The 17,625-nt window shown below is 61.1% G+C and carries 17 protein-coding genes and 1 riboswitch; of the genes, 10 read left to right on the plus strand and 7 right to left on the minus strand.

Translation table 11 applies throughout. The features are described from left to right. Nucleotides 1-31: 31 nt before the first annotated feature. Nucleotides 32-613: an RNA polymerase sigma factor RpoE gene (rpoE, locus tag HX783_RS04830; protein WP_003172477.1), complete on the minus strand. Its 582-nt coding sequence runs from the start codon at nucleotides 611-613 to the stop codon at nucleotides 32-34. Nucleotides 614-1,076: 463 nt separating this feature from the next. Between rpoE and nadB the strand changes: the two genes are divergently transcribed. Next, on the plus strand, nucleotides 1,077-2,693 hold the full coding sequence (nadB, locus tag HX783_RS04835) for an L-aspartate oxidase (protein WP_177016139.1): 1,617 nt from the start codon (nucleotides 1,077-1,079) through the stop codon (nucleotides 2,691-2,693). Here the strand turns inward: nadB and HX783_RS04840 are convergent. After that, nucleotides 2,662-3,108 (minus strand): protein YgfX, encoded by a 447-nt coding sequence (locus HX783_RS04840; RefSeq protein WP_177016140.1) that lies wholly within the window; start codon nucleotides 3,106-3,108, stop codon nucleotides 2,662-2,664. The genes nadB and HX783_RS04840 overlap by 32 nt on opposite strands. Then, complete coding sequence (locus HX783_RS04845; protein ID WP_159954821.1) at nucleotides 3,092-3,346, minus strand: succinate dehydrogenase assembly factor 2; 255 nt, start codon at nucleotides 3,344-3,346, stop codon at nucleotides 3,092-3,094. Before HX783_RS04845 ends, HX783_RS04840 begins: the two co-directional genes overlap by 17 nt. Nucleotides 3,347-3,486: 140 nt before the next feature. Here HX783_RS04845 and HX783_RS04850 point away from each other — a divergent pair, with 140 nt between their 5' ends. Next, on the plus strand, nucleotides 3,487-4,428 hold the full coding sequence (locus HX783_RS04850) for a folate-binding protein YgfZ (RefSeq protein ID WP_177016141.1): 942 nt from the start codon (nucleotides 3,487-3,489) through the stop codon (nucleotides 4,426-4,428). A 36-nt stretch (nucleotides 4,429-4,464) separates the two neighbouring features. Further along, nucleotides 4,465-5,286 (plus strand): HDOD domain-containing protein, encoded by an 822-nt coding sequence (locus HX783_RS04855; protein ID WP_159954819.1) that lies wholly within the window; start codon nucleotides 4,465-4,467, stop codon nucleotides 5,284-5,286. Here HX783_RS04855 and HX783_RS04860 read toward each other — a convergent pair whose 3' ends face one another. After that, the gene (locus HX783_RS04860) at nucleotides 5,287-6,672 is read right to left on the minus strand and encodes a sensor histidine kinase (RefSeq protein WP_159954818.1); all 1,386 of its coding nucleotides are present in this window, start codon (nucleotides 6,670-6,672) and stop codon (nucleotides 5,287-5,289) included. Further along, nucleotides 6,665-7,336 (minus strand): response regulator, encoded by a 672-nt coding sequence (locus tag HX783_RS04865; protein WP_083359659.1) that lies wholly within the window; start codon nucleotides 7,334-7,336, stop codon nucleotides 6,665-6,667. The genes HX783_RS04860 and HX783_RS04865 overlap by 8 nt, the downstream gene beginning before the upstream one ends. A 235-nt stretch (nucleotides 7,337-7,571) precedes the next feature. On the opposite strand from HX783_RS04865, the gene HX783_RS04870 reads away from it, so the two are divergent. The 5 genes from HX783_RS04870 to HX783_RS04890 are packed head-to-tail and all read left to right on the plus strand — an operon-like array spanning nucleotide 7,572 to nucleotide 12,960. Further along, on the plus strand, nucleotides 7,572-8,864 hold the full coding sequence (locus tag HX783_RS04870) for an OprD family porin (RefSeq protein ID WP_177016142.1): 1,293 nt from the start codon (nucleotides 7,572-7,574) through the stop codon (nucleotides 8,862-8,864). Between the two features lie 47 nt (nucleotides 8,865-8,911). Next, entirely contained in the window at nucleotides 8,912-9,895 is a 984-nt protein-coding gene (locus HX783_RS04875; RefSeq protein WP_177016143.1) for a tripartite tricarboxylate transporter substrate binding protein, read from the plus strand. Between the two features lie 60 nt (nucleotides 9,896-9,955). Further along, entirely contained in the window at nucleotides 9,956-10,414 is a 459-nt protein-coding gene (locus HX783_RS04880) for a tripartite tricarboxylate transporter TctB family protein (protein WP_177016144.1), read from the plus strand. Nucleotide 10,415: 1 nt separating this feature from the next. After that, nucleotides 10,416-11,930 (plus strand): tripartite tricarboxylate transporter permease, encoded by a 1,515-nt coding sequence (locus tag HX783_RS04885; protein WP_159954814.1) that lies wholly within the window; start codon nucleotides 10,416-10,418, stop codon nucleotides 11,928-11,930. Next, nucleotides 11,923-12,960 carry an AbrB family transcriptional regulator gene (locus HX783_RS04890; RefSeq protein WP_177016145.1) on the plus strand — a complete coding sequence of 346 codons (1,038 nt, stop codon included), beginning with the start codon at nucleotides 11,923-11,925 and terminating at the stop codon, nucleotides 12,958-12,960. The genes HX783_RS04885 and HX783_RS04890 overlap by 8 nt, the downstream gene beginning before the upstream one ends. Nucleotides 12,961-13,086: 126 nt before the next feature. Here the strand turns inward: HX783_RS04890 and ung are convergent, their stop codons facing one another. Further along, on the minus strand, nucleotides 13,087-13,779 hold the full coding sequence (gene ung, locus HX783_RS04895) for a uracil-DNA glycosylase (RefSeq protein ID WP_177016146.1): 693 nt from the start codon (nucleotides 13,777-13,779) through the stop codon (nucleotides 13,087-13,089). A 136-nt stretch (nucleotides 13,780-13,915) separates the two neighbouring features. Between ung and HX783_RS04900 the strand changes: the two genes are divergently transcribed. Beyond that, nucleotides 13,916-15,028, plus strand: a complete 1,113-nt coding sequence (locus HX783_RS04900) for an enoyl-CoA hydratase/isomerase family protein (RefSeq protein ID WP_177016147.1) — start codon at nucleotides 13,916-13,918, stop codon at nucleotides 15,026-15,028. Here the strand turns inward: HX783_RS04900 and HX783_RS04905 are convergent. Then, a complete protein-coding gene (locus HX783_RS04905; protein ID WP_177016148.1) occupies nucleotides 15,025-15,378 on the minus strand; it encodes a hypothetical protein in 354 nt (117 codons plus the stop codon). The genes HX783_RS04900 and HX783_RS04905 overlap by 4 nt on opposite strands. A gap of 316 nt (nucleotides 15,379-15,694) precedes the next feature. Here HX783_RS04905 and HX783_RS04910 point away from each other — a divergent pair, with 316 nt between their 5' ends. Continuing rightward, a complete protein-coding gene (locus tag HX783_RS04910; RefSeq protein ID WP_177016149.1) occupies nucleotides 15,695-17,317 on the plus strand; it encodes a methyl-accepting chemotaxis protein in 1,623 nt (540 codons plus the stop codon). Nucleotides 17,318-17,484: 167 nt separating this feature from the next. Continuing rightward, a riboswitch (guanidine-I (ykkC/yxkD leader) is annotated at nucleotides 17,485-17,586 on the plus strand. Nucleotides 17,587-17,625 lie beyond the last annotated feature (39 nt).

Genomic DNA, 17,625 nt, shown 5'->3' on the forward strand with positions numbered 1-17,625 from the left:
GCGGTTCCTCTCTTGGCTGTCGCCGCTGTCTTTAGTTTTCCTGCAACAACGGTTGCAAGGCTTTGTCGATGGCTTCCCGGGCCCGGAAAATCCGTGACCTTACAGTCCCCACCGGACACTGCATGACGCTCGCAATGTCTTCGTAACTCAGACCATCGAATTCACGTAAAGTTAACGCCGTACGCAAATCTTCTGGCAGTTGCTGAATTGTGCGATGAACGGTTCCTTCGATCTCGTCGCGCAGCAATGCACGCTCCGGCGACTCGAGATCTTTGAGGCCGTGATCACCATCGTAAAATTCCGCATCTTCTGAACTTACATCGCTATCCGGTGGGCGGCGCCCGCGAGACACCAGATAGTTCTTCGCCGTGTTAATGGCGATGCGGTACAGCCACGTGTAAAACGCACTGTCACCGCGAAAATTGCCAAGTGCACGGTACGCCTTGATAAAGGCTTCCTGTGCAACGTCCTGCGCTTCATGGGTGTCGTGCACAAAACGCACGATCAACCCGAGAATTTTGTGCTGGTATTTCAGCACTAGCAGATCAAATGCTCGCTTATCGCCGCGTTGAACGCGCTCGACCAGCTGCTGATCCTCTTCCTGGGTTAGCATGAACACTCCTCGTTGTACTTGAGGGAGGCTTGCATAACTAAACGATCAGGCTTGCAAACATAGACTAGGACTTTTCGCAAAAGTTCTCCCCCTCCAAGCAAGTTTCCGGCGCGCACTGATTTGGCACACACGAAAAACGCAGCACGGGCAATGCCGGCTGCGCGAATAATCTTGTCGCCGGTTTTCTGACGCGTCCAATGCACCCGACGGGCCAATAAACTCAACGTTTTCCCAGCTTTCGGGCAACCTGCTATTGAGTCAGGGCTTATGCAAAAAGTTCCCATCCCAATAACCAGCCGATTTTACCCAAGCCGTGCACCGTAATCTCACATTGCCACGAATGCCCGGCTATTGTGCCGCTCCCCCCCTCTATATACTAGTGGCCCGTGTGACCCTTTGATTCGCCGATCCAGGCGTCCTGTTTGCGCCAATCCTTCGGATCGCTTTTTGCGGAATCCTTCAAATGAGCCAACAGTTTCAACACGATGTCCTGGTGATCGGTAGTGGCGCAGCCGGCCTGAGCCTGGCACTGACCCTTCCCAGCCACTTGCGCATTGCCGTCCTGAGCAAAGGCGACCTGGCGAACGGCTCGACGTTCTGGGCCCAAGGTGGCGTCGCTGCGGTACTGGACGACACCGACACGGTGCAGTCCCACGTCGAAGATACACTCAACGCCGGCGGTGGCCTGTGCAACGAAGACGCCGTGCGCTTCACCGTCGAGCATAGCCGCGAAGCCATCCAATGGCTGATCGACCAGGGCGTGCCGTTCACCCGCGACGAACATGCCGGCAGCGACGACGGCGGATTCGAGTTCCACCTGACGCGCGAAGGCGGCCACAGCCATCGACGCATCATCCACGCGGCCGATGCCACCGGCGCCGCCATCTTCAGAACCCTGCTCGAGCAGGCCCGCCAACGCCCCAACATCGAATTGCTGGAACAACGGGTAGCCGTCGACCTGATCACCGAAAAACGTCTGGGCCTGGACGGCGAGCGCTGCCTCGGCGCCTACGTGCTGAACCGCGCCAGCGGCGAAGTCGACACCTACGGCGCACGCTTCACCATTCTCGCCTCAGGCGGCGCAGCCAAAGTCTACCTCTACACCAGCAACCCTGACGGCGCCTGCGGCGACGGCATTGCCATGGCTTGGCGCTCGGGTTGCCGGGTGGCGAACCTGGAATTCAACCAGTTCCACCCCACCTGCCTGTATCACCCGCAGGCCAAGAGTTTCCTGATCACCGAAGCCCTGCGCGGTGAAGGCGCCCACCTCAAACTGCCGAATGGCGAGCGCTTCATGCAACGCTTCGACCCGCGTGCCGAACTGGCCCCACGGGACATCGTCGCCCGTGCCATCGACCATGAAATGAAGCGCCTGGGCATCGATTGCGTCTACCTGGACATCAGCCACAAGCCCGAAGCCTTCATCAAGACGCACTTCCCCACCGTCTACGAGCGCTGCCTGACGTTCAACATCGATATCACCAAAGGCCCGATCCCGGTGGTGCCGGCCGCGCATTACACCTGCGGCGGCGTGATGGTCGACCAACACGGCCGCACCGACGTGCCCGGCCTGTATGCGATCGGCGAAACCAGCTTCACCGGCCTGCATGGCGCCAACCGCATGGCCAGCAACTCGCTGCTCGAATGTTTCGTCTACGCCCGCTCTGCAGCCGCCGATATCCTTGAACAACTGCCACGCATCCCGGTACCGGCCGCCCTGCCGCGCTGGGACGCCAGCCAAGTGACCGATTCGGACGAAGACGTGATCATCGCCCACAACTGGGACGAGCTGCGTCGCTTCATGTGGGACTACGTGGGGATTGTGCGCACCAACAAGCGCCTGCAACGCGCTCAACACCGCGTGCGCTTGCTGCTGGACGAGATCGACGAGTTCTACAGCAACTATAAAGTCAGTCGCGACCTCATCGAGTTGCGCAACCTGGCCCAAGTCGCGGAACTGATGATCCGCTCAGCCATGGAACGCAAGGAAAGCCGCGGCCTGCATTACACCCTCGACTACCCGCAGATGCTGCCCGAGGCCCGCGACACTATTCTGGTGCCAACCACCTACGGCGGCTGAACTTCAAGCGTACCCGCAGGCGCCGATGCACATCGGCGGCCTGCGAATCACTTGGCACACAAATCGAACGCGTCCACCACTCTGCGGGCACCCGATAGCGCAGCACCACGACCAACGGTAATGCCAGGCTGTCGGGGCGCAGTTGCACGCTGTGCCAACCACGCTCTTTGCTGAAGAGCTGCCAGCCGTCTTCATCGCGGCGCAGGCCACAAATCGACGAACGGTGAGTCAAGAGAATATGCCGGGGTAATACCCAGGCGGCATGCGCCAGACACAACAGAATGCCAAGGCGTGCGAACGGCAAATCGATCACCAGCAAGGCACCCAGCGCGAACAGCTGGGCAAGCAGATACGCCGCCAGCAACAGCCGTGAGGCCTGCCAGCGGCATTCGAAGCGATTACTTGGGCTGGACACGGTCCAGAATCATCCGAACCATGCGCTGCAGCTCCGGATCCTCAGATTCGGCGCGCTCCATGAACCAGCCGAACATGTCCTGATCTTCGCACGTCAGCAGCCTGACGTAGAGGTCGCGATCCTCCTTGTTGAGCGTCGCGTACACTTCTTTGGTGAAAGGCACCAACAACACATCCAACTCCAGCATGCCACGACGGCTGTGCCAGTAGAGGCGATTGATTTCTACTTCTTCGACCATGGAGCGCTCCTCAAATAGTGCGCAAGTATACAGGCCCGATGGCACCGGACCAGTCGGCTTTGGTCGCCCCATACGGAAACTATCCATTTGCCGGGCGCCCCTCTATGATGCACTCATGACTTTTTGACCTGCGATGACCCATGGCCGACTCTGCTTTTTTCTGCCCCTTGACCCACGAAGGCGTTCTCGCCGTCCGCGGCTCCGACGCTGCCAAATTCCTGCAAGGGCAACTGACCTGCAACCTCAATTACCTGAGCGACACCCAGGCAAGCCTCGGCGCGCGCTGCACGCAAAAAGGCCGTATGCAGTCAAGTTTTCGCATCCTGCTGCAAGGTGATGGCGTGCTCCTCGCCATGGCCACCGAGCTGCTCGAGCCGCAACTTGCCGACCTGAAAAAATACGCAGTGTTCTCCAAGTCCAAGCTCACCGACGCAAGCACCGCCTGGGCGCGTTTCGGCCTGGCCAATGCCGATCAGGCGCTGTCGGCTCTTGGCCTTGAACTCCCCGCCGAGACCGACAGCGTAGCGCGCACCGAGGCATTGATCGCCATTCGCGTTTCCCCCGGCCGCGCCGAACTCTGGGTACCTGCCGAGCAAGCCGATGCTGTGCGCACTCAGTTGGCCGCACAGCTGCAACAAGCTGACTTAAATGACTGGCTATTGGGCCAGATTCGCGCCGGCATCGGCCAGGTCATGCCGCAAACCCGCGAACTGTTTATCCCGCAGATGCTCAACCTGCAAGCCGTCGGCGGTGTCAGCTTCAAGAAAGGCTGCTACACCGGTCAGGAAATCGTCGCGCGCATGCAATACCTCGGCAAGCTCAAGCGTCGCCTGTATCGCCTCAGCCTTGATGCAACCGAATTGCCCGAGCCAGGCACGCCGCTGTTTTCCCCCAGCCATAACAGCGCGATCGGCGAAGTCGTTATCGCAGCAAAAACTGACCAAACCGTTGAACTTCTCGCCGTGCTGCAAGCCGAAGCTGCCGACAGTGGCGATGTGCGCTTGGGCACCCTGGAAGGTCCCGGCTTGCACCTGCTCGATCTGCCTTACCAGCTGGATCGCGATAAAGAGATCCAGCGTTAATTGCCGTACCTTTTTGCAACACCCTAGAGAGCATGAATGAACAAGCTGGCGGAAAAAGTCCAACAGGCTTTAGTGACGGCCATCGACAACGATGACCTGGTTCTGCCGACATTACCGGAAGTGGCCCTGAACATTCGTCAGGCCGCTGAAGACCCGGATATCAGCATCAGCCACTTGAGCAAAATGATCGGTCGCGATACCGCCCTGTCGGCGCGCCTGATCAAAGTGGTCAACAGCCCACTGCTGCGCGCGACCCAGGAAGTCACCGACCTGCACACCGCCATCACTCGGCTGGGCACCAACTACAGCAGCAACCTGGCGATCGGGCTGGTAATGGAACAAATCTTCCACGCCCGCTCCGAAGTCGTCGAACTGAAAATGCGCGAAGTGTGGCGCCGCAGCCTGGAAGTGGCGGGCGTGAGTTATGCCTTGTGCCGCAGCCACAGCCAGCTCAAGCCGGACCAGGCGGCCCTCGGCGGTCTGGTGCATCAAATAGGCGTGCTGCCGATTCTCACTTACGCCGAAGACCACTACGAGCTGCTCTCCGACCCGGTCAGCCTCAACCATGTGATCGACAGCATCCACCCGTTGCTGGGAGACAAACTGCTGGGTGGCTGGGACTTCCCGGAAATGCTGGCGAAACTGCCAGGGCAATACCTGGACCTGCAGCGCGACTCTCCGAGCCTGGACTACATCGACCTGGTGCAGGTTGCCGTACTGTATTGCCATCGTGGTACTGACCACCCGCTGGCGAATGTGCCGGTTTCCAGCCTGCCGGCGATCAAGAAATTACGGGTCGACCCTTACAGCGATGCCCTGCGTGCCGAACTGGATGAAGCGCGCTCGATGTTTTACTGATCACCCAGCGATAAAACTCACCCGCACCTTCAACCCCGCCAAATCACCATCATGCAGGCTGATCTGCGCCAGATGCGCGCGGCAGATCTCGCCGACAATCGCCAGCCCCAGGCCTGAGCCCATGCCCTGCTGGCTACGGCGGTAAAAACGCTCAAACACTCGGTCCCGCTCATCCAGCGGGATGCCCGGGCCATCGTCTTCCACTTCCAGGATGGCTGGCGCCATAACCCGTAAAATCACATTGCCACCCGGTGGTGTGTGGGCCAGTGCGTTATCCACCAAGTTACTCAGCAACTCGTTCAACAACGTCGGCTCGCCGCGCAACCACACCGGCTCATCCGCCTCCAACGCCAGCGCCACACCACGCGCATGGGCCAGCGGCGCCATGGCCATGCCCAACTCGCGGGCCAACTGGCTGAGGTCGAGCAATTGCGCGCCGCCTTCGGCAATCGCCCGCGCGCCGTTTTCGATGCGTGCCAGCGAGAGCAATTGATTGGCCAGATGAGTCAGGCGGTCGGTGCCCTGGGCGGCGGTTTCCAGCGTGCTGCGCCATGTCGCCGGGTCTTCACTGCGCAAGCCCAACGCCAAGCGCGCCTTGAGTGCCGCCAGCGGAGTGCGCAGTTCGTGGGCGGCGTCGGCGATAAACTGCGCCTGGCGCTCGAATTGGCCACGCAGGCGCTCGGTAAAGTGATTGAGGGAGCGCACCAGCGGGCCGAACTCATGCTGCACCTCCACCAGCGGCAATGGCCGCAAGTCGTCGGGCTGGCGCTCTTCCACCGCCGTGCGCAGGCGCTCCAATGGGCGCAGCGCGGCGCTCACGGCAAACCACACCAGCAACAATGCACCGACCGCCAACATCCCAAGGCGCAACAACGTGTCGGCCAGCAGGCTACGGGCCATGCTTTCGCGGGCTTCATCGGTTTCGGCAACGCGAATTTCCGCCATGCCATTCATGTTCGGTTCGGAGACCGCCTTGAGCAGGCTGACCACGCGCACATGCTGGCCCTGGTAAGTCGCGTTGTAGAACCTTGCCAACGCCGGGTAATCATCGGTGCGGGGCGTGCCGGGCGGCGGGCCAGGAAGGTTTTCGTAGCCGGATATCAGCTTTTGATCGATGTCATTGACCTGATAATAAATACGCCCGGCGCTGTCGTAGGCAAAGGTGTCCAACGCCACATAAGGCACATTGGCACTCAAGGTGCCATCTACCTGGGTCAAGCCGGCCGCGATGGTGCGCGCCGACGCCAACAACGTGCGGTCATAGGCAGTGTCGGCGGCTTCGCGGCCATTCCAGTAGGCGCTCATGCCACTGGCGAGCATCAACACCACCAGCAACAGCGCCAGGTTCCAGAGCAGGCGCCAGCGCAGGCTGCTGGGCTTATGCATCGCGGGCTTCCAGTAAATAGCCGAGGCCGCGGAAAGTCACAATGGCGATGGGCTGGCCGTCGAGTTTCTTACGCAGACGGTGCACGTAGATTTCAATCGCATCGGGGCTGGCTTCTTCATCCAGGCCAAATACTTGAGAGGCTAACTGCTCTTTGCTCATCACGCGGCCAGGACGGGCGATCAGCGCTTCAAGCACCGCTTGCTCGCGAGAGGTCAGCGTCAGCAGTTCGCCGCCTACCGTGAACCGCCGAGTATCCAGGTCATAGACCAGCACACCGCACGCCTGCTGGCGCTCGCCGCCCAACACACTGCGGCGCAGCAACGCCTTGACCCGCGCTTCCAACTCGGTCAACTCAAACGGCTTGGCCAGGTAGTCGTCGGCGCCAAGGTTCAGGCCATGCACGCGGTCCTTCACATCACTGCGCGCGGTGAGCATCAACACAGGCAGATTTTTCCCACGCGCCCGCAGACGCGCCAAAACTTCAAAACCATCCATGCGTGGCAGCCCGACATCGAGGATCACCACTGCATATTCCTCGCTGTTCAAGGCCAGGTCCGCGGCCACGCCATCGTGCAGCACGTCGACGGTCAAACCCGTGCTCTTGAGCGCCTGGGCGACACTTTCGGCGAGTTGCAAATGGTCTTCAACCAGAAGGACACGCATGGATTTTCACCTCATTCGGGCATGGTCGACGCCACGCTTTGGCGGGCAGTTTACAGGCGCCCACTGCCCTGTGAAGCCCGAAAACATTGAAAGACAACTGAAAGGTTAGTGAAAGCTTCGCCCTTTAGCATCCAGCGACGGTGGGTAATGCCCGCCGAGCTACCTGATCCGTAGCGCCAGAAAAACGCCTCGAAGCGTTTTCGCCAAAATAAGAACAATAACGGAGTACACAACGATGCTGTCGACACAGCCCCAGGCTTGCCCGCCTGTTCGTTTTTCTCGCCTTGCCCAGACCGCCCTTGCCAGTGCCACTGCCGTTGCCGGCTTTTCGCCGTTTAGCCAGGCAGCCTTCTTCGAAGACAGCAGTGCCACCCTCGAAACCCGCAACATGTACTTCAACCGCGACTTTCGTGATGGCACCAGTGCCCAGCAATCCAAGCGTGACGAATGGGCCCAGGGTTTCATGCTCAACCTGCAATCGGGCTACACCGACGGTACCGTCGGCTTTGGCGTGGATGCGCTGGGCATGCTCGGGGTCAAACTCGACTCCAGCCCCGACCGCACCGGCACCGGCCTGTTGCCGACCCATGACGACGGCCGCGCTGCCAATGAGTACTCCAAGCTGGGCCTGACCGGCAAAGTGAAGATCTCCGCCACTGAGCTGAAAGTCGGCTCACTGATCCCCGAGCTGCCGATTCTCAAGCCCAACGACGGGCGCATCCTGCCGCAGACCTTCAACGGCGGCCTGCTGACTTCCAAAGAATTCAAGAACCTGGTGTTCACCGGTGGCCGCCTGGATAAAGCCAAAGACCGCGACGACACCAACTACGAAGACATTACTCTTAACAACCGCAACAGCCGCTTCGTCAGCGGCGCCACCGGCAAGCACTTCAATTTCGGCGGCGTGGACTACAAGTTCGCCGACAAGGTCACCGGCAGCTACCACTTCGCCCAACTCGACGACGTCTACCGCCAGCACTTCCTCGGCCTTGTGGCCTCGCGCCCGATGGGCCCCGGCACCTTCGGCACCGACCTGCGCCTGGCTATCAGTGATGACACAGGCGCAGCCCATGGCGGCAAGATCGACAACAAATCCCTCAACGGCCTCTTCAGCTATGCCCTCAACGGCCATAAGCTCAGCGCCGGTTACCAGCACATGTCCGGCGACAGCGCCTTTCCCTATGTGGATGGCAGCGATCCGTACCTGGTCAACTTCGTGCAGATCAACGACTTTGCCGGCGCCCAAGAGCGCTCCTGGCAGGCGCGCTACGACTACGACTTCGCCAAGCTGGGGATTCCTGGCCTGAGTTTCATGAGCCGTTACCTGTCGGGTGACAACATCAAGCTCAGGAACGGCGAGACCGGCAAGGAGTGGGAACGCAACAGCGAGATCCGCTACATCGTGCAAAGCGGCACGTTCAAGGATGTCGCCCTGCGCCTGCGTAATGCCACGTACCGGTCCAACTATTCGGCGCGTGATGCGGATGAAGTGCGCGTGCTGGTCAGTTACAGCATCGCACTTTGGTAACACGTGCCGGGTAGCCACAACTCATAACAACAAAGACGGAGTTAAAGATGACCTATTCACTGCGTAAATTGGCCCTCGCGGCCGGCTGCATGCTGTTCGCCGGCCAACTGCTGGCCGCCGACGAACCCAAGCGCCCGGAATGCATCGCCCCGGCCTCGCCTGGCGGTGGTTTCGACCTGACCTGCAAACTGGCGCAAAGCGCGCTGGTCAACGAGAAGCTGCTGAGCAAGCCGATGCGCGTGACCTACATGCCCGGTGGTGTGGGCGCGGTGGCGTACAACGCAGTGGTGGCTCAACGCCCGGCAGACGCCGGCACGCTGGTGGCGTGGTCCAGTGGTTCGCTGTTGAACCTGGCCCAAGGCAAGTTTGGCCGCTTCGATGAAAACGCCGTGCGCTGGCTCGCCGCCGTCGGCACCAGCTACGGCGCCATCGCGGTGAAAAGCGATTCGCCCTACAAAAACCTCGACGATCTGGTTAAAGCCCTGAAGAAAGATCCGGGCAGCGTCGTGATCGGTTCCGGCGGCACCGTCGGCAGCCAGGACTGGATGCAAACCGCGCTGATCGCCAAGGCCGCCGGCATCAACCCGCGCGAGCTGCGTTATGTCGCCCTCGAAGGCGGCGGTGAAATCGCCACTGCCCTGCTCGGCGGCCACATCCAGGTCGGCAGTACCGACATCTCCGACTCCATGCCGCACATCCTCAGCGGTGACATGCGCCTGCTCGCCGTCTTCGCTGAAGAGCGCCTGGACGAGCCGGAAATGAAGAACATTCCGACCGCCAAAGAGCAAGGCTACGACATTGTCTGGCCAGTGGTTCGCGGCTTCTACCTCGGGCCAAAAGTCAGCGATGCCGACTACGCGTGGTGGAAAGACGCGTTCGACAAACTGCTGGCTTCCGACGAGTTCGCCAAGCTGCGTGACCAGCGCGAGCTGTTCCCGTTCGCCCTGACCGGCCCGGAGCTGGACACCTACGTGAAGAAACAGGTGGCTGACTACAAAGTGCTGGCCAAAGAGTTCGGCCTGATCCAGTAATCGCCCCTCTTTTGCGCGGCCGCGCCCTTCTCAACGGGCGGCGCGGCCCAGGAGTTTCACATGCTCTTACAACGCATTTTCGCCGCCGTATTGCTGCTGGCCTGCGCCGGCCTGGCACTGATGGCCTGGCCGTATCAGGCGGCATTTTCCTACGAGCCGGTCGGGCCACGCGCCTACCCGCTGCTGATGCTCGGGCTGATGAGCCTGGGCCTGATCTACATGCTGTTTCGCCCACAGCCGACCAAGCACACCGAAGAAGAACCGGCGCTGGACCGCGACACGCTGATCAAGATCGGCGTCTGCGTCGCGCTGCTGATCGTATTTGCCGGCACCTTCGAGCCCCTGGGTTTCATCCTCAGCAGCATGCTGATCGGTATCCCGATGGCGCGCCTGTATGGCGGCCGCTGGTTACCGAGCATGGTGATCGTCACGCTGATGGCCATTGGTCTTTACCTGCTGTTCGATAAAGCCATGGATGTACCGCTGCCCCTCGGCCTGCTTGAAGTTCTGGAGAACTGATATGGATACGTTCAGCTATTTGGGCCAGGGCTTCGGCGTTGCACTGACCCCTTACAACCTGGTGACCGCCCTGTGCGGCACCTTGATCGGCACCGTGGTCGGCCTGTTGCCGGGCCTGGGCCCGATCAACGGCGTGGCGCTGTTGATCCCCATCGCGTTTGCCCTGGGCCTGCCGCCTGAGTCGGCCTTGATCCTGCTCGCCGCCGTGTACCTGGGCTGCGAATACGGCGGGCGTATCAGCTCGATCCTGTTGAACATCCCCGGTGAAGCCTCCACCGTAATGACCACCCTCGACGGCTACCCGATGGCCCGCAAAGGCTTGGCCGGTGTGGCGCTGTCGTTGTCGGCGTGGAGCTCATTCATCGGTGCGTTTATCGCCACCTGCGGCATGGTGCTGTTTGCGCCGCTGTTGGCCAAGTGGGCGATTGCCTTCGGCCCGGCGGAATATTTCGTCCTGATGGTGTTCGCGATTGTCTGCCTCGGCGGTATGGCCGGTGACAAGCCACTGAAGACCTTTGTGGCGGCGCTGATCGGCTTGTTCCTGTCAGCGGTCGGCATTGATGCCAACAGCGGTGTGTACCGCTTTACCGGCGACAACATCCACCTCACCGACGGCATTCAGTTTGTCGTCTTGGTGCTCGGCCTGTTCTCCATCAGCGAAATCCTGCTGCTGCTGGAAAAAACCCACCGTGGCCAGGAAGCGGTAAAAGCTACCGGACGCATGATGTTCAACCTGAAGGAAGCGTCCGCGGTTTTCGTGGTCAACATCCGCTGCGGCCTGTTGGGTTTCATCATGGGCGTGTTGCCGGGTGCCGGCGCCACACTCGCTTCGGCGGTTGCCTACATGACCGAGAAACGCCTGGCCGGTGCCAGCGGTAAATTCGGCCAGGGCGACATGCGTGGCCTGGCCGCGCCGGAAACCGCCATCGGCGCTTCCGCCTGCGGCGCCCTGGTGCCGATGCTGACCCTCGGCGTACCCGGTTCGGGCACCACAGCGGTGATGATCGGCGCCCTGTCGCTGTACAACATCACGCCTGGCCCACTGCTGTTCCAACAGCAACCGGACATCGTCTGGGGCCTGATCGCCTCGTTGTTTATTGCCAACATCATGCTGGTGATCCTCAACATTCCGATGATCCGCATCTTCACGCGCATCCTCGCCGTGCCGAACTGGGCGCTGGTGCCGGTGATCGCCATCATCACCGCGATTGGTGTGTACGCGGTTCACGCCACCACCTTCGACCTGTTCCTGATGGTCGGCATCGGCATCTTCGGCTACATCCTGCGCAAGTTGGACTTCCCGCTGTCGCCCGTGCTGCTGGGCTTTATCCTCGGTGGTCTGATGGAACAGAACCTGCGCCGCGCGCTGTCGATTTCCAACGGTGCGCTGGAGATCCTGTGGTCGAGCCCGATCACCTTTGGTGTCTGGGTACTGACCGCGATCATGCTATTTGTGCCGGTGCTGCGTATCTGGCGCAAACGCGCACAACAGCGTCGTGCGCTGGCCGATGTCTGAGGTCACCATTAAACAATGGTGGGCAACACCGCTGGTCGGCCTGGCCGGCGGTTACCTGGCCAGCCTCGTCGGCTGGCCTTTGCCGTACATGGTCGGTTCATTGCTGGCGATCATTCTGGTGCGTTGCCTCACACCGTGGCAGTTGGCCGAGATTCCCGGCGGGCGCAAATGCGGCCAATGGGTGGTGGGCATCGGCATCGGGTTGCACTTCACCCCGGTGGTGATCGAGCAGGTGATGAGCCACTTCGGCCTGATCTTTTTCGGCGCGCTGGTCACCAGCCTGTCGAGCATTGTCGGCGTGTGGTTGATGCGCCGCAGTGGGGAAGACCGCGCCACCGCATTCTTCTCGAGCATGCCGGGCGGTTCCGGTGAGATGGTCAACCTCGGCGCGCGCAATGGCGCGGTGCTCAGCCGTGTCGCGGCCGGGCAGAGTCTGCGTGTGCTGGTGGTGGTGTTGTGTGTGCCGGCGATCTTCAAGTACGTGCTGGAAGGCGGCGCGCCGCAGTTTCATCCGGCACCGGTGAGCTGGGCGTGGCTGGCGCTGCTGTTTCCGCTTGGGGCGCTGGTGGCCTGGGGCTGGCAGCGTTTGCGTCAGCCCAACCCGTGGCTGTTCGGCCCGCTGTTGGTCAGTGCGACCGCCAGTGTTGTGTGGGATTTGCACATCGGCCTGCCCGATGGTGGTAGCCAGATCGGCCAGTGGCTGATCGGCAGCGGGTTGGGCTGCCACTTCAACCGTCAGTTCTTTCGCCGGGCACCGTCGTTCATGGCGCGTACGCTGCTAGGCACGGCGTTGACCATGGCGCTGGCGACGTTGGCGGCGGTGGGCTTGAGTGCGCTGACACACCTGGATTTGCGCTCACTCACCCTGGGCATGATGCCGGGCGGTATTGCTGAAATGAGCCTGACGGCCGAAACCTTGCAACTGTCGGTGCCGTTGGTGACGGCGATGCAGGTGATGCGCTTGTTGTTTGTGCTGTTTCTGGCGGAACCGTTGTTCCGGCACTGGAACCGTCAGCCGGACAAAACCTGAGGTCTGACGCAGGTAAAAATGTGGGAGCGGGCTTGCTCGCGAATACGGTGGATCAGTCAATACATCGGGTGACTGACACTCCGTATTCGCGAGCAAGCCCGCTCCCACATTGGTTTACAGGTGGCTTTAGAGTGGCGGCAACCGCCACTCAATCGGCGTCTCGCCATTCTGCTCAAGAAACTTGTTGGTGCGGCTGAAATGCCCGCAGCCCAGAAACCCGCGATACGCCGACAGTGGCGAGGGGTGCACCGACGTCAGCACCAGGTGCTTGGTCGCATCCACCAGCTTTTGCTTGCTTTGCGCATGGGCACCCCACAGCAAAAACACCAAGTGCGGCTGATGCTCGCTGACCACTTCGATGATCCGATCAGTAAAGAACTGCCAGCCCTTGCCCGCGTGCGCGTTGGCATTCGCGCGCTCCACAGTCATGGTGGTGTTGAGCATCAACACGCCCTGGTCGGCCCAGCTTTGCAGGCAACCGTGGTTGGGGATGTCGATGTTCAAGTCGCGCTTGAGCTCTTTGTAAATATTCACCAGGGAGGGCGGCGTCGGCACGCCCGGTTGCACCGAGAAGCACAAACCGTGGGCCTGGCCCGGGCCGTGGTACGGGTCCTGGCCAAGGATCACCACCTTGACCTTGTCCAACGGCGTTGAGTTAAGTGCATTGAAAATCAGCGGGCCAGGCGGGTAAATCTCTTTGCCGGCGGCGTGTTCCTGACGCAGGAACTCGCGCAGCTCAGCCATGTAGGGCTTGTCGAACTCGTCCCGCAGGGCGTGTTTCCAGCTGGGTTCGAGTTTGATACGGTCGCCTTCGGTCATGGTGTGTTCGTCGCGTAAAAAAAGAATGGGCGAACCCTAGGAAAGCCGACCCCGCTTGTCAATTGATCTGACACACAACCGGCACTTTCCCACGGAGCGATCATACTGATCGTTCACTTTCTCGATTGAGGTCACGATGAACCTGCACTTCGAAGAGCTGACCGGCAGCGACGGTGCCCGCCTTGGCATCGCCAGCCTGGACGCTGAAAAGTCCCTCAACGCACTCTCATTGCCGATGATCCTGGCCCTGAGCGAACGCCTGGATAGCTGGGCCAAAGACCCGAACATCGCCTGCGTGCTGCTGCGCGGCAACGGCGCAAAAGCCTTTTGCGCCGGCGGCGAAGTGCGCAGCCTGGCCCAGGCCTGCCGTGAACTCCCCGGCGAGGTGCCCGCCCTGGCCGCACAGTTCTTTGCCGCTGAATACCGCCTCGACTATCGCCTGCACACCTATCCCAAACCGCTGATCTGCTGGGGCCACGGCTACGTGCTGGGCGGTGGCATGGGCCTGCTGCAAAGCGCGGCGGTGCGCATCGTCACACCGAGCAGCCGCTTGGCGATGCCCGAGATCAGCATCGGCCTGTACCCGGATGTGGGCGCCAGTTGGTTCCTGTCGCGCCTGCCGGGCAAGCTGGGGTTGTTCCTGGGCCTCACCGGCGCGCATATCAACGGTCGCGATGCTCTGGACCTGGGTTTGGCCGACCGCTTCCTGCGCGATGACCAACAGGAGGAACTGATTGAAGGCCTGCTGCAACTGAACTGGCAGGAACAAACCGCGATGCAGCTCAACAGCCTGCTCAAGGCGCTGGCCCAGGAAGCCGTCGGCCAGCAACCCGAGGCGCAATGGCTACCGCGCCGTGCGCAGATCGATGAATGGTTGGATGTGGGCGATGTACGTTGCGCCTGGCGGGCCTTGAGCCCCTTGCGCGACCACGCCGACCCGCTGTTCAGTCGTGCCGGCAAAACCCTCAGCGAAGGTTGCCCGCTCACCGCGCACCTGGTGTGGGAGCAGATCCAGCGAGCGCGGCGCCTGTCCTTGGCCCAGGTGTTCCAGATGGAATACACCTTGAGCCTGAACTGCTGCCGTCACCCGGAATTTGCCGAAGGCGTGCGCGCGCGGTTGATCGACAAGGACCAGACGCCGCATTGGCACTGGCCGGACATCAATGCGATCCCGCAAGCCGTGGTAGAGGCGCACTTCCACAAAGCCTGGGAAGGCCGCCATCCGCTGGCGGATTTGTCCGACGTCTAACGGTGCCCACCACCATGGCCACCGCCACGGTTGCCGCCCTGATTATGCCCACCGCCACCATTGCCCCAACGGTTACCGCCCCAGCCCTGGTTTGGATAGGGCCGGTATCCGGGCCGTGGGTAATAACCGGGCGCTGGCCGGTAATAACGCGGCGCCGGGTAGTAACGCGGTGGCGGCGCATAGTAGCTGCGCCCGTACTGATAATAAGCCGGGCCGCCGTAGTAATAGGCCGGCGCGGGAGCGGTGTAGACCTCGGAGCGATAGTAAGTGGCGCCCCCTCCGTCGTAGTAGGGCACACAGGCTGAGAGCGTCAGGCCGAGCAAAGCGCTAAGAAGCAATCGTCGATACATGGCGGCCTCCTGGACCGCTGGAGAGCACCTTCAGCGACGCTGAAGGGCGGCATTCGTCTTTCATTGAATGACGAAATATCTGACATCAAAAACTGAATCTGGTGCGTTTTCGTAACAGCTTGATACACCTGTACCGACGGCAGGTGCCCCCGTGTCAACCACGCAGGCATTGAACGCCGCCGATGCGTTTGCTTAATCGATTAAGTAATTTCAGTTGCCCTGAAACTTCCGCAATTGCGATGATGTCATTGTGATATCGGTCGTGAGCAAGGAGGCTCTAGCGCGAGCCCCCACTTACTTTCGTCGGATCCCAGTCATGAAAATCTCAACCAAACTGCTGCTCTCGTTCGCCCTGTGTGCGTTTGTCACCCTCGGCGTTGGCTTATTGGGTATCAAAGGTGTCGTTAGACTGGCTAACGCCTTGGAGCTGACCTTCTCCAATAACCTGGTGTCCGTCAGCAACACATCAGCCACGCTCAATGGCTTGGTCGCCCACAACCGTGGCCTGTACCGACTCCTGGATGCCAGCAAGGGCGACGTTACCCAGCAAGACCGTGACCGCGTGCGTCAGGACATCAGCAACGAACTCAAGCGCAGCCAGGTGGCGTATGCCACCTACCGCGCCACGCCTCTGGAGGATGACGAACGAGTGGCGGGCGACAAGCTCGACCAGCTCTGGCCAAATTACGTCAGCAACTCCGAACGCATCATCGCGATGCTCGACAGCGGCCAGGCAGAACAGGCCCGCACGCAACTCAACACCAGCAACAATGAACTGTTCCGCCAGGCCCGCGAGCTGATCCGCGTGATGATCGACTCCAATAACCGCCAGATCAAAGAAGGCGCGATCGCCGCCGAAGACCTGCGCGACAGCGCATTGACCTGGATGATCTGCGGCATCGTCCTGGCCTTCATCATTGCGATTACCATCGGTCTGCTGATCACGCGCCTGATCACCCGCCCTATCGCACAAGCGGTTCAAAGCGCCCAACGCATCGCCAATGGTGATCTGACCCACGCCATCGTCACGGAACGCACCGACGAAGCCGGGCAACTGCTGATGGCGCTGTCCGAGATGCAGGGCGGCCTCAAAAGCACCCTGGTGGAGATCGCCAACGCCGCTGACCAGCTCGCGTCAGCCGCCGAAGAGCTGAGTGCGGTGACCGATGAAAGCACCCGTGGCCTGACCCGCCAGAATGACGAAATCCAGCAAGCCGCCACCGCCGTAAACCAGATGACGACGGCAGTGGACGAAGTGGCGAGCAATGCAGTGTCGACATCGCAAGCGTCCCATCAGGCCACCGCCGAAGCCGAGGAAGGCCGCCAGCAAGTGGAGCAGGCCGTGTCGGGCATGGAATCGATGGTGGTGGAGATCAACGATTCGACGCAATCGGTCGCGGACCTCGCCAACCAGGTGCGCGAAATCGGCAAGGTGATTGATGTCATCCGCAGCATCGCCGACCAGACCAACCTGTTGGCACTCAATGCGGCTATCGAAGCTGCCCGTGCGGGCGAGCAAGGTCGAGGTTTCGCTGTGGTCGCCGACGAGGTGCGGGCCTTGGCCCATCGCACCCAAACCTCCACGGTCGACATTGAAAAAATGATTGGTGATGTTCAAGTCGGCGCCGATGACGCCGTTGCCGCCATGAACAAAAGCTTGAGTTGGGCTAACGACACACAGGCCTTGGCGCAAAACGCCGGGCAAGCGCTGCAGCGCATCACCGCCAGCGTGACGAAGATCAACGAGCGCAACCTGGTGATCGCCTCCGCGTCCGAAGAACAAGCTCAGGTTGCCCGCGAAGTGGACAGAAACCTGCTCAACATCCAGGACCTGTCGACCCAGACCGCCGCCGGCGCGCACCAGACCAATGCCTCAAGCCAGGACCTGTCACGCCTGGCGACCTCGTTCAACGTGCTGGTCAGCAAGTTCAAGCTGTAACCGCCTCATCGCAGTGCGCCAGCGCACCCGCTTGGCGCACTCGCCCCTCGATATCCGCCCTCACCACCCGCCTGCCCGGCTGAAAACCGGGCCTGTGCGCACTTGGCACGACTCTCGCTTTGCCTAACCCGTGCAGGATTCATCACAGGTTCGCGGCACCACAATTTGCAATGGCTGACTAGGGTTCCGGCTCGCTTGACGCGAGTGGCTGGTCCGAGAGTTGGCGACCTCCAGTTGAGGTTACACGGCGGGATAAAAGCCCGGGAGACAAGCCACCGTTCACGGTGCCGCGTTGCTCCCTGCCCGCC

The sequence above is a fragment of the Pseudomonas sp. D2002 genome (assembly GCF_013385735.1).
Lineage (GTDB): Bacteria > Pseudomonadota > Gammaproteobacteria > Pseudomonadales > Pseudomonadaceae > Aquipseudomonas.